This window comes from Nocardioides oceani, assembly GCF_030412965.1.
GTDB classification, from domain to species: domain Bacteria; phylum Actinomycetota; class Actinomycetes; order Propionibacteriales; family Nocardioidaceae; genus Nocardioides; species Nocardioides oceani.
On the sequence record NZ_JAUHJQ010000003.1, the window covers coordinates 260,015 to 271,612 of the forward strand.

The window sequence follows — 11,598 nt, forward strand, 5'->3', positions numbered from 1 at the left end:
CGCGCGGAGCCCGGCTCAGCCGTCGGGCGTGGCCGGGTCGGCGGGGACGCCCGGCGGGACCGCCGTCGGTCCGGCCTCGGCCGGGCGCGGCCGGTCCTGGGGGTGCAGCCGCACGGCGACGAGCGCGATGTCGTCGTCGCGGGCGTCCGGCACCATGCGGGTCAGGACCTCGTCGCAGAACGCCTCGAGACCCAGGCCGTCGGCGACGAGGTCGGCGACGACGCCGCTGAGGCGCTCCACGCCGCGGTCGATCACCTCGCCGCGGCGCTCGACCAGCCCGTCGCTGTAGAGCAGGACGGTCGAGCCGCGCGGCAGGGTGACGGTGTGCTCGTCGCGCCGGGTTCCGGGGTCGATGCCGAGGAGCAGGTTGCTCCCCGCCGCCTGGAGGGTGAGCGTCCCGGGGCGCTGCCCCTCGGCGGCCGGGAGCACGACGACGGGCGGCGGGTGGCCGGCGTTGGACCAGCGCAGCCGGGTGACGCCCCGCTCGACCTCGTCGGGGGTCTGCTCGAGGCGGGCGACGACCGCGGTGGCGGTCGTCTCGATCCGCAGCGTCTGCATGGCGGCGTCGACGCGGCGCAGCACGTCGGCCGGCCCCTCGCCGGTGGTGACGGCGATCCCGCGCAGCAGCCCGCGCACCTGGCCCATGGCGGCCGCCGCCTCGGTGTCGTGCCCCACGACGTCGCCGATGACCAGGACGGTCCCGCCCTCGGGCTGGATGAACGCGTCGTACCAGTCGCCGCCGATCTGGGCGGCCTCGGCCGCCGGGGCGTACCGCACGGCGACGTGCACGTGGTCCGGCTCCGGCGGCGCGGTCAGCATGCTGCGCTGGAGCCCCTCGGCGAGGTTGCGCTGCTCGGTGTAGAGCCGGGCGTTGTCCAGCGCGAGGCCGGCGCGTCCGGCGAGCTGGGTGAGGGTGTCGAGGTCCTCCGGCGTGAAGCCCGGGCGGCCCTGGTCGCGGAAGATGGTGAGCAGCCCGGCCGTGCGGTTGCGGCCGCGCAGGGGCACGACGACCGCCGACTCCGGGGCGAGGCGGCGGGCCAGGTCGCGCGCCTCGCCGGGCACGAGCACCTCGCCGACCTTCTCCGCGGCGTGGGCGGGGATGAGCACCGGCTTGCTGCGCTGCAGGGTCTCGGCGACGAAGGAGGTGTCGGCCAGCGCCGGGATCCGGACCGCGGTGTACCGCTCGACGAGGTCGCGCCGGTCCGGGTCGGCGTGCCACCAGCCGACGTCGCGCAGGCGGCGGCGCCAGTTGGTGGTCAGCCGGGCGTCGACGGCGGCGTCCGCGCCGTCGACCAGCGTGACGACGCACCAGTCGCCGAGCACCGGGACGAGCATCTGCGCGAGCCGGCCGACCGCCTCCTCGCCGTCCAGGGTGTCGGTCAGGGCCGCGGTGACCTCGGCGAGCAGGCCGGCGCGGGCGGCGGCGAGCCGCCGCTGCTCGCCGATCGCGTGCCGCTCGGTGATCTCGATGAAGTAGACCGCCAGGCCGCCGTCGTGGTCGGGCCACGCGCGGACCTCGTACCAACCGTCCAGCGGAGGCGGGTAGTGGGCCTCGAAGGTGACCGGCCGGCCCGTCTCGACGGCCGCGCGGTAGTGGGTCTCGAACTCGCTGCCGACGGTGGCGGGGAAGAGGTCCCAGATCGTGGCGCCGACCGGATCGCTGCTGACCCCGCTGAGCAGGCGCCGCGCCTCGCCGTTGACGTAGGTGAAGCGCCAGGCGTCGTCGAGCTGGTAGAACGCCGTCGGCATCGACTCCAGGACCCGCGCGACGCGGCTCTCGACGTCGCGGACCGCGGTCACGTCGTAGGCGGCCCCCAGCACCCTGACGGCGTCGCCGTCGGGACCGGCGAGGGCCTGCCCGCGGGCGCCGACCCAGCGGACCGACCCGCCGGGCAGCACGACGCGGTACTCCGCGCGGTACTCACCGCACGCCGCGATGGCCTCGGTGAGGGCGGCGCCGACCCGGTCGCGGTCGTCGGGGTGCAGCGAGGCCACGAACGCCTCGATGGTGCCGCCGAACGTGTCCCGCGCCAGCCCGAAGAGGTCGAGCAGCCGTTGGTCCCACCGCAGCTCGCCGGTGAGGAGGTTCCAGTCGAACGCGCCGACGCCGGCCGCGTCGACGGCGAGCTGCCAGATGAGCCGCTCGTCGCCGTAGTCGACCTCGAGGGCGGCGAGCTCGAGCTCGGCCATGACCGGGGTGGCGAGCAGCTCGAGCAGGGAGATGTCGTCCTCGTCCCAGCCGCGGGGTCCGGCGTCGAAGACGCACAGGGCGCCGACGACGTGGCCGCCGGCCGCCAGCGGCACGCCGAGGTAGGAGCCGACGACGCCCGAGGTGACCGGCGGCAGGTCCCGCACCCGTGGGTCGTGCGGGGCGTCGGTCACCGCGACCGGGCGCCCCTCGCGCACGGTCACCGTGCACAGCGACTCCTCCGCGGGGGACTCCACGCCCACCGACGCCGCGGCCGCGCCGACCCCGCCCACGACGGTCTGCACGTCGGCGACCACCGACACCTGGGCGGAGTCGGTGCCGAGCAGGCGCGCGGCGAGCTCGGCGAGCCGGTCGGCCGCGGAGACCCGGGTGCCCCGGCCGGCCAGCCGCCGGGCGTACCGCATCCGCGCCGCCTCCAGCTCGCCGCCGCTGGTGAACGGGCCCCCGGGCACGCCGGCCGCGGCCCGGCCGCCCTCGGGCTCGCCGGTCACCCGTCGCGCTCCGTCGTGCACCCGTCCAGCGGAGTCATCTCTTCCCGTTCGTACGTCGGCCGGGGCCGGGTCGATGCCTGCCCCGGTCGGATTGTGCGCGAGCGGCGATGTCGTCGACGAAGGATCGTCCCAGATTTGTCCCGGCGCGACCGACGTCGCCCCCTCTCTTGACGCGTGTCAAGAACGCGTTCTAGTTTCGCCGGCATGCGAGCACCCACCACCGCCGTCATCGGCGCGGGCATCAGTGGCCTGACCGCGACCAAGATGCTCGTCGACTACGGCGTGCCGGTCACGACGTTCGAGAGCTCCGACCGGGTCGGGGGGAACTGGGCGTTCGGCAACCCCAACGGCCACAGCAGCGCCTACCGCTCGCTGCACATCGACACCTCCAAGCACCAGCTGTCCTTCAAGGACTTCCCGATGCCGGAGCACTTCCCGGACTTCCCGCACCACACCGACATCAAGGACTACCTCGACAGCTACGCCGACGCGTTCGGCCTGCGCGAGCACATCGAGTTCCAGAACGGCGTCGTGCACGCGGAGCGGCTGCCCGACGGCGGCTGGGAGCTGGAGACCCAGCGCGGGGAGACCCGCCGCTTCGACCTGCTCGTCGTCGCCAACGGCCACCACTGGGACCCCCGCACCGCCGACTTCCCCGGCGAGTTCACGGGGGAGTCCATCCACTCCCACCACTACATCGACCCGTGGACGCCGCTGCACCTGATGGACAAGCGGATCCTCGTCGTCGGGCTCGGCAACAGCGCGGCCGACATCACCGTCGAGCTCTCCCAGCGGGTCCTGCGCAACCGGGTCACCCTCTCCACCCGCAGCAGCGCCTGGATCGTGCCGAAGCTGATGTACGGCAAGGCCGCGGACATGAACTACCGGACCTACCCGCAGCTGCCGCTGTCGTGGCAGCGCAAGGTCGCCCAGTGGGGCCAGCGCTTCACCGGCTCGGATCCCACGAACTACGGCCTGCCCGCGCCCAACCACAAGTTCTTCGAGGCCCACCCCACGCAGTCGACCGAGCTCCCGCTGCGGCTGAAGTCCGGCGACGTCACCCCGCGCGGCAACGTCGCCCGGCTCGACGGCAGCACCGTCCACTTCGAGGACGGCGGCTCCGAGGAGTTCGACGTGATCGTCTACGCCACCGGCTACAACCTGACGTTCCCGTTCTTCGACCCCGACTTCATCAGCGCCCCCGGCAACCGGATCGACCTCTACAAGCGGATCTTCAAGCCGGGCCTCGACGACCTGCTCTTCGCCGGCTTCGCCCAGGCCACCCCCACCCTCTTCCCGTTCGTGGAGAGCCAGGCGCGGCTGATCGCGGCGTACGCCGTCGGGGAGTACGTCCCGCCGCCGGTCGACCGGATGCACGAGGTGATCCGCGCCGACGACGAGCTCTACATGGGTCACATGCTCGACCGGCCGCGGCACACCCACCAGCTCGACTACTTCGTCTACGAGCACCAGATGCGGACCACCGAGCTGCCGCAGGGCCGCGAGCGGGCCCGCCGCACGGGTGCGCCCGTCCTCGCCGGGCGGAGCGCCGCGAGCCCCGTCGCGAGCAGCGGCGCGGTCGCGGAGCCGGCCGCCCCGTGAGCCCGGCCGCCACCCGGGGCGACCAGCGCCGGGCCGCCCTGCTCGAGGCGCTCGACCGGGCCTTGCGCGAGGCCGGCCCGCACGCGCGCCTGGAGGACATCAACGTCGCCGACCTCTCCCGGCGGGCCGGCGTCACCCGGTCGGCGTTCTACTTCTACTTCGACAACAAGGCCGCCGCCGTCGCCGCCCTCATGGACGAGATGGAGGACGACGCCTGGGACGCTGCCGGCCTGCTCGGCGGCGAGGGCGCGATGAGCGAGCGGATCGCCACCGCGATCCGCACCGTGGTCGTGGGCTGGCGGCGGCGTACCCACGTCCACCGCGCCATGCTCGAGGCCCGCGCCACCAGCGCCGCCGTCCGGGAGGGCTGGGAGCAGCGGATCGCGTCGTTCGTCGACGTGGTGGCCGCCCTCATCGAGTCCGAGCGAGCCGCCGGCCGGGCGCCGGCCGGGCCGCCGGCCACCGCCGTCGCCACCGCCCTGCTCGACCTCAACGACCGCACCCTCGAGCGGCTCGTCCGCCTCGAGGACCGGGCCGAGGACCGGCCCGGTGACCGGCCCAGCGACCGGCCGGACGACCAGATCGCCGCCGTCGTGCACCTCTGGACCAGCGCCATCTACGGGAGGACCACCTCATGACCAGCCAGCCGCAGACCGCCGGAGCCACCCCGACCGCAGCAGCCGCCCTCGCCGGTCCCCGCCACGACGTCTCGATCCCCGCGGGTGGGACGGAGCTCTCGGCGTGGCACTTCCCGGCCGCGACCGACGAGCTCGCCGGCCCGGCCGGCCGGCCGGTCGTGGTGATGGCCCACGGGCTGGCCGGCACCAAGGACTCCGGCCTCGAGCCGTACGCCCGTGGCCTCGCCGCTGCCGGGCTGGACGTCCTCGCGTTCGACTACCGCGGCTTCGGCACCTCCGGCGGCACGCCGCGGCAGACGGTGTCGATGGCCGGCCAGGTCGAGGACTACCGCGCCGCGATGGCCGCGGCCAAGCGGCTCGCGGGCGTCGATGCGGGCCGGCTGGTCCTGTGGGGCGTCTCGCTCGCCGGCGGCCACGTGCTCACCGCCGGCGCGTCCCGCGACGACGTCGCCGCGGTGGTCGCGCTGACCCCGCTCGTGGACGGGCTCGCCGCGGGCCGCCTCGCCGCGCGGCACCACAAGCCCTCGGCGATGCTCCGCTCGACGATCGAGGGCGTGCGCAGCCGGGTGGCCGGCCCGCGCACGATGCCGGTCGTCGCGCGGCCCGGCGAGCTGGGCGCGCTCACCCTCGACGGCTGCTACGAGGACTACCTCGCGATCGCCGGCCCGAGCTGGCGCAACGAGGTCGACGCCGCCGTCGGCCTCGAGCTCGGCGGGCACCGCCCGGCCCGCCACGCCGCCGACCTGCGCTGCCCGCTGCTGGTGCAGATCGCCGACCACGACCGCAGCGCCCCGCCGCACGCCGCGCTCAAGGCGGCGTTCGCGGCTCGCGGCGAGGTGCGGCACTACCCGTGCGACCACTTCGACGTGTACGCCGGCAAGGAGTGGTTCGAGCCCGCGCTCGCCCACCAGGTGCACTTCCTGCGCCGCCACCTCGCGCCGTAGCCCGCGCGACCGGTTCGCGCGGGCGTCGGTCGGGGTGCGACCATCGCCCCTCGTGATCGACGCATGACCTGGACCGCCCGGCTTCGCACCGCCCTGCGCGGCCTGCAGATGGACATCACCCCGCTGCGGGAGTCCCGCGACTTCCGCCTGCTGTTCTGGGCGGGCACCGTCTTCTACCTCGGCGCGATGGTCACCTACGTCGCGGTGCCCTACCAGGTCTACACGCTGACGGGGTCGAACTTCGCCGTCGGCGCGATCGGCATGGTCGAGCTGGTGCCGCTCGTCGTCTTCGGCCTGTACGGCGGCGCCCTGGCCGACCACGTCGACCGCCGCAGGCTGCTCATCTGGACCGGCGTCGCGCAGGCGTTCTTCACCGGCGTGCTCGCGCTCAACGCGTTCCGCGACGACCCGGACGTGTGGGTCGTCTTCGTGGTCGCGGTCTTCCTCGTCTCCTGCTCGGCGCTGCAGCGGCCCTCCCGGGAGGCGCTCCTCCCGCGCACGGTGCGCCACGACCAGCTGATGGCCGCGAACGCCCTGGGCAGCTTCGGGATCCAGATCGGCGTCCTGCTCGGCCCGGCCATCGGCGGCGTGCTCATCGCGACCGTCGGCATCGGCTGGTGCTTCCTGCTCGACGTGGTGGGCCTGGCCGTCGCGACCATGCTCTACGTGCGGATGCGGTCCTACGCCCATCGCGCCGAGACCACCCCGCCCAGCCTGGCCGCGATCGGCCAGGGCGTCCGGTACGCCTTCTCCCGCCGCGACCTGCTCGGCACCTACCTGGTCGACATCGCCGCCATGCTGCTCGCGCTGCCGGTCGTGCTCTTCCCGGCCCTGGTCGAGGAGGTCTTCGAGAACCCCGAGCTGCTCGGCGCCCTCTACATCGCCCAGACGCTCGGCGCCATGCTCGCCACGGCCACCAGCGGCTGGACCACCCGGGTCCACCACCACGGCCGCGCCATCGTCGTCGCCGCGGCGGCGTACGGCGGGTGCGTCGCGATCGCCGGCATGATGCCGTCGTTCTGGCTGGTCCTGCTGTTCCTCGGCCTCTCCGGGACCGCGGACATGATCTCGGGGATCTTCCGGGCGACCGTGTGGAGCCAGACGATCCCCGAGGCGATGCGCGGCCGGCTCGCGGGCATCGAGATGCTGTCGTACTCCCTCGGACCGCTCGGCGGCCAGGTGCGCGCCGGGGTCACCGCCGACCTGTGGTCCGTGCGCGGTGCGATCAGCAGCGGCGGCGTCGCCTGCGTGGCCGGGGTCGCGCTGACCGCCGCGTGGTTGCGGGACTTCTGGTCCTACGACGACCGCACCGACGAGCACGCCGTCGCCGAACGGGCCGCCCGCGCCGCCACCGGCGACGCCTGAGGGAGCCGCGCTGCCCGCGGGCTGCCCACCTCGACGGACCGCAGCGGTCAGCGGGGGCCGGGGAGCGGCCAGGCGTGGGCGTCCGGCAGCGGCTCGAACGCGGGACCCGCCGGCTGACCGGTCGCCTCGAGCGTCGTCCATGGCTGGCCGACCGCCTGGGCCACCTGGTGCCCGCGCGGCCCGTCCCCGTGCGGCCCGTCCCCGCGCTGCCCGTGCTCCGCGGCGTGGGCCGCCTGCTGGGCGGCCTCGATCTCGTCGTTGCGCTGCTGCAGCTGCTCCAGCTCCGCCTGCGTCTCGGCCAGCTGCTGCTCGGCGGCGGCCAGCTCGGCGACGAGCGCCTCCTGCGCGACCGGGTCGGTGGTCGCGGCGAGCTGCTCGCGGATGCCCTCGACCTCCACCTGGTGGTCGCGGACCTGCTGGGAGAGGCGCAGCTCACCCTGGACGTCGGGCGCCTGCAAGACGCCCGCCTGGTGCGGCACGCCGACGAGCTCGGCGTGGTCCCGGCCCCCGTCCCGGCCCCCGTCCCGACCTCCGTCCCGCCCGCCGGTCGGCTCGAGGTCCCGACCGCCCACGGGTCCGGAGCCGCCGGCCGAGCCCGAGCCGCCGCCCGCACCACCACCGGAGCCGCCGTCCGCACCGCCGCCCGAGCCGCCCGAGCCGCCCGTGCCGCCCGTGCCGCCCGTGCCCTGCGGGACGGGCAGCGGCTCGGCAGGGGCGAGCCCCTGCGGCCGGGGCAGCTGCTCGGGGGTGATGGCGGACAGGGCATCGACGAGCGCCTGCTGCAGCGCGAGCTCGCGCTCGCGGAGCCGGTTGACCGTGGCGACGGCGTCGTTCCAGGCGAGGACCTGCTCGTCGGTCGGGTCGGCCGGCAGCACGATGTCGCGGTAGAGGCTGGACTGCAGGCCGGCGGCGAGGGCGGCCGACCAGGCCTGCTCCATGCCCTGCTCGACGTCCTCGATGCCGTCGGCGAACCGCGACAGCGCGGTCTCGGCGGTGTCGGCGTCGTCGGAGAGCCGGCGACCGGCAGCGGAGACCACCTGGCAGGCGCTGGAGAGCGCCTCGGCGGCCTGGCCGGCGGCCGAGGCCGAGGCGAAGTGCCGCGAGCGCTCGCGCCCGTGGTCCTCGGCGCGGTCGGCCCGGCGGCGCAGCGCCCGCAGCTCGGCCGCGGTGTCGCGGCAGGAGGCGGGGTCGGCGGCGACCTCGGTGCTCATCGACGTGCTCATGGCCGGTCCTTCTGTCCGGGGCCGCTCCCGGCTCCGCCGGAGCCGTGGGAGGAGGCGTCGTGGCCAGGGGTGAGGTTCTCCGGCAGCTCGACGACGTCGGGTGCGCCCGGCGTCTGGGTGACGTGGCCCTGGTAGCCCTCCAGCCCCGGGCCGAGGCCGTACCCCCCGCCGGGGCTGGACGGGAAGTAGGGGCTCAGCCCGCTGTACTGCGGGACCTGGCTGCGGTCGACGGTCTCCACCTCGTCGCGGACCTCGGTCACGACGCCGGCGAGGGCGGTCAGCTGGGCGCCGAGGTCCTGGGCGCGGGCGACGAGGGTGTCGATCGCGACGGTCGAGGCCCCCTCGACGCCGGTCACCGGCGCCGAGACGCTGGTCGAGCCGAGCCGCTCGCCCCGGGCGCTGAACGTCGCCGAGGTCGACGTGAGGTCGTTGTACTCGAGGAGGATCTCGCCCATGGCGGCACTCTTCCGCTCCGGCGGCGCCGCGAAACCCCGCCCTACACCACGCTCACACCACCGTCATCAGCGCCCCCGGCTCGACGCTCCCCGCGGCGTCCTCGAGCACGTCGTACAGGTCGGCGTAGTCCTCGAGGGCGACGGTGGCGGAGAGGGTCAGCCCGCGGCCGCCGAGGAGCCAGGACCACTGCTCGGTGACCAGGTCGACGCCGACGCCGCGGTGCCCGAACCGGGCGTAGGCGACGTCGCGGCCCTCCAGCTCGATCACCTCCTCGTCCTCGACGGCGAACCCGTCGAGGAGCCGGCCGAGGCCGGCGAGGGCGGAGGCGCGCCAGCCGGCCAGGTCGTCGAGGTGGCGGGCGGGGACCTCGGTGCGCCGCAGGACCAGCTCGGGCGCGACGCCGGAGCCCAGCGGGGGCCCGCCCCGGGCGGCGACGAGGACGTCGGGCGCCGGGTCGGGGTGGTGGTGCCAGCCGAGGGGGACGGTGAGGAGCGGGGTCGTGGTCATGCAGGCCACGCTGCCCGCGGCCGGCCCCGCGGCGTACCGGCCTGGTGCCCGGCTGTGGACGCGACCGCCCGACCGGCCGCCTGTGGACGCGAACCGGGCCCGGAGCGCCCCGGAGCGCCCCGGAGCGCCCCGGAGCGCCCCGGAGCGCCCCGGTCACCGGTCGAAGGCGGCCCGCACGTCGGCCTCGGTGAGCCCGTAGTCCTCGATGGAGTAGCGGTGCGAGGGCTTGGCGGCGCCCTGCTTGGACTCCCGGTCGATCTCCTCCATCGCGGTCTGCGCCTCCGGCGTCCAGTCCAGCCCGAACCGCTCGTAGACCGACCGGGCGGTGCCGAGCGGGTCGTCGAGCAGGTCGCGGAAGGCGACGTCGACGAACTGCGCCTGGTCGTAGCGCGGGCGGGCGTCGTGGAAGGCGTGGAACGAGCGCGACCACAGGTCCAGCTGGGTGCGGCCGATGGTCTCGCCGACGTACGTCGTGGAGTGCCCGGCCGTGGTCTCGGCCGACAGCGAGCAGGACGAGGCGATGCACACGACCGGGTCGCGGTGGGTGTAGACGACGAGCGCGTCGGGGTAGACGGCCATCAGCGCGTCGAGCGCGGTCATGTGCGAGGGGTTCTTGAGCACCCAGCGCTTCTCGGGGTCGTTGAGCCCGACGAGCTGGAGGTTCTGCTTGTGCCGGGCGTAGGCGTCGGTCCAGTCCTGCTCGGCCAGCCAGGCGGAGTACCGCGGGAGGTTGGCCAGCGACTCGTAGGAGTTGGACTTGCCGGTCTGGCGCAGCAGCCGCCAGCACTCCTCGACCGTGGTGGCGTCCATGTAGTGGATCCCCATGTACTCCGGGCTCTCGACGTGGTGCGCGGAGAACGCCTGCTGCATGGCGCCGAAGATCGGGTCGGCCTTCCAGGTCTCGCGCGGCGGGCGCGGCTGGGGGTACTGCGTCAGCCACATCTCCAGGCCCTGCGCCGCGGGGTCGGCGTGCAGCAGCCGGTGCAGCGCGGTGGTGCCCGTGCGGGGCAGCCCCATGACGAAGACCGGCCGCTGGATCGGCACCTCGGCGTGCTCGGGCCGGGCGGTGAACTGCGCCTGGGTCAGCAGCCGTCCGACCAGCGCGCTCTTGACCTCCGAGCGCTGGAAGTAGTTCCCGCGCGGGGTGAGGCCGGCCTCCGGCGAGGCGAGGTCGTCGACCAGGACGCGCAGGCCCTCCTCGTGGCCGGTGCCGCCGAGGTCCTCGAGGCCGGTCGTGCGGACCGCGGCCGCGACGATGTCGTCGTAGGTGCCCACGTCCGCGCGCTCGCGGGTCATCACGTTGAGCCCCTCGCTCATCGGTGGAACTCCCCGCAGTCGACGTTGAGCACCTGGCCGGTGACGGCCGAGCAGAGGTCGGTGGCCAGCACGAGCGCTGCCCGCGCGACCTCGGCGGGGCTCGCCAGCCGCTTGAGGTCCGTCGGCGCGGCCTTCTCGGCGTACACCTCGTCGTGGGTGCGCCCGGACTCCGAGGCGATCCAGTCGAAGTAGCCCTTGTTGACGTCCTCGTAGATGTAGGACGGCGCGACGGAGTTGAGCCGGATCCCGCGCGGGCCGAGCTCGGTGGCCAGCGAGGAGGAGAGGTGCTCGAGCGCGCCCTTGGACAGCTTGTAGCCGGCGAACTCCTCCTGGGACTGGTAGAGCACGCAGGAGTTGACCATCAGCACCGAGCCTCGGCTCGCGGCGAGCGCGTCGGCGAAGAGCGCGGTGAGCCGCAGCGGCGCGAAGACGTTGGTCTCGTTCGCGGCGCGCAGCCCGTCGAGGCCGAGCGTGGTCAACGGGTCCATCGGCGGGATGCCGAAGGCGTTGTTGATCAGGCAGTCGACGCGGCCGAACTCCTCCAGCGTCTTCTCGACCAGCGCGACGCGGGAGTCCTCGTCGGTGATGTCGGTGGGTACGACGAGTGCTCGGCGCCCCAGCGAGCGCACGGTCTCGGCCATCTTCTCCAGGCGCCGCTCGGTGCGGCTGACGAGCACCAGGTCGGCGCCCATCCGGGCGGCCTCCTCGCCGAAGGCGCGGCCGAGGCCGGGGCCGACGCCGGAGAGCACCAGCACCTTGCCCTCCAGCAGCGGAAGGGGCCGGTAGCGCGCCTCGACCTCGGCGTCGGTCTCGAGGTGGGCGGCGGCGGTCTGCGGGCCGGTCATG

Annotated in this window: 10 protein-coding genes; 4 read left to right on the top strand and 6 right to left on the bottom strand. The window is 74.8% G+C overall.

The window, feature by feature from the left end:
* Positions 1-15: 15 nt before the first annotated feature.
* Complete coding sequence (locus QWY28_RS10780) at positions 16-2,700, bottom strand: SpoIIE family protein phosphatase (protein WP_300952540.1); 2,685 nt, start codon at positions 2,698-2,700, stop codon at positions 16-18.
* 204 nt (positions 2,701-2,904) lie between these two features.
* Here QWY28_RS10780 and QWY28_RS10785 point away from each other — a divergent pair, with 204 nt between their 5' ends.
* The 4 genes from QWY28_RS10785 (at position 2,905) to QWY28_RS10800 (ending at position 7,249) form a co-directional block, all read left to right on the top strand.
* Complete coding sequence (locus QWY28_RS10785) at positions 2,905-4,302, top strand: flavin-containing monooxygenase (RefSeq protein WP_300952541.1); 1,398 nt, start codon at positions 2,905-2,907, stop codon at positions 4,300-4,302.
* Positions 4,299-4,940 (top strand): TetR/AcrR family transcriptional regulator, encoded by a 642-nt coding sequence (locus tag QWY28_RS10790; RefSeq protein WP_300952542.1) that lies wholly within the window; start codon positions 4,299-4,301, stop codon positions 4,938-4,940. The genes QWY28_RS10785 and QWY28_RS10790 overlap by 4 nt, the downstream gene beginning before the upstream one ends.
* Positions 4,937-5,884 carry an alpha/beta hydrolase gene (locus QWY28_RS10795; RefSeq protein WP_300952543.1) on the top strand — a complete coding sequence of 316 codons (948 nt, stop codon included), beginning with the start codon at positions 4,937-4,939 and terminating at the stop codon, positions 5,882-5,884. The genes QWY28_RS10790 and QWY28_RS10795 overlap by 4 nt, the downstream gene beginning before the upstream one ends.
* A gap of 63 nt (positions 5,885-5,947) precedes the next feature.
* Positions 5,948-7,249 carry an MFS transporter gene (locus tag QWY28_RS10800; protein ID WP_300952544.1) on the top strand — a complete coding sequence of 434 codons (1,302 nt, stop codon included), beginning with the start codon at positions 5,948-5,950 and terminating at the stop codon, positions 7,247-7,249.
* A gap of 47 nt (positions 7,250-7,296) precedes the next feature.
* Here QWY28_RS10800 and QWY28_RS10805 read toward each other — a convergent pair whose 3' ends face one another.
* From QWY28_RS10805 to QWY28_RS10825, 5 genes are all read right to left on the bottom strand, one after another.
* Entirely contained in the window at positions 7,297-8,472 is a 1,176-nt protein-coding gene (locus QWY28_RS10805) for a hypothetical protein (RefSeq protein ID WP_300952545.1), read from the bottom strand.
* Complete coding sequence (locus QWY28_RS10810; RefSeq protein ID WP_300952546.1) at positions 8,469-8,927, bottom strand: hypothetical protein; 459 nt, start codon at positions 8,925-8,927, stop codon at positions 8,469-8,471. The genes QWY28_RS10805 and QWY28_RS10810 overlap by 4 nt, the downstream gene beginning before the upstream one ends.
* Positions 8,928-8,979: 52 nt before the next feature.
* Positions 8,980-9,435 (bottom strand): hypothetical protein, encoded by a 456-nt coding sequence (locus QWY28_RS10815; RefSeq protein ID WP_300952547.1) that lies wholly within the window; start codon positions 9,433-9,435, stop codon positions 8,980-8,982.
* Positions 9,436-9,588: 153 nt separating this feature from the next.
* Complete coding sequence (locus QWY28_RS10820; RefSeq protein ID WP_300952548.1) at positions 9,589-10,752, bottom strand: sulfotransferase family protein; 1,164 nt, start codon at positions 10,750-10,752, stop codon at positions 9,589-9,591.
* On the bottom strand, positions 10,749-11,597 hold the full coding sequence (locus tag QWY28_RS10825) for an SDR family oxidoreductase (protein WP_300952549.1): 849 nt from the start codon (positions 11,595-11,597) through the stop codon (positions 10,749-10,751). The genes QWY28_RS10820 and QWY28_RS10825 overlap by 4 nt, the downstream gene beginning before the upstream one ends.
* Between the last annotated feature and the right edge of the window lies 1 nt (position 11,598).

Bases quoted from the DNA above. Each gene is read 5' to 3' on its own strand.
- QWY28_RS10795 (WP_300952543.1), top strand. From the start codon at position 4,937: ATGACCAGCCAGCCGCAGACCGCCGGAGCCACCCCGACCGCAGCAGCC.
- QWY28_RS10810 (WP_300952546.1), bottom strand. From the start codon at position 8,927: ATGGGCGAGATCCTCCTCGAGTACAACGACCTCACGTCGACCTCGGCG.
- QWY28_RS10820 (WP_300952548.1), bottom strand. From the start codon at position 10,752: ATGAGCGAGGGGCTCAACGTGATGACCCGCGAGCGCGCGGACGTGGGC.
- QWY28_RS10805 (WP_300952545.1), bottom strand. From the start codon at position 8,472: ATGAGCACGTCGATGAGCACCGAGGTCGCCGCCGACCCCGCCTCCTGC.
- QWY28_RS10815 (WP_300952547.1), bottom strand. From the start codon at position 9,435: ATGACCACGACCCCGCTCCTCACCGTCCCCCTCGGCTGGCACCACCAC.
- QWY28_RS10800 (WP_300952544.1), top strand. From the start codon at position 5,948: ATGACCTGGACCGCCCGGCTTCGCACCGCCCTGCGCGGCCTGCAGATG.
- QWY28_RS10825 (WP_300952549.1), bottom strand. From the start codon at position 11,597: ATGACCGGCCCGCAGACCGCCGCCGCCCACCTCGAGACCGACGCCGAG.
- QWY28_RS10785 (WP_300952541.1), top strand. From the start codon at position 2,905: ATGCGAGCACCCACCACCGCCGTCATCGGCGCGGGCATCAGTGGCCTG.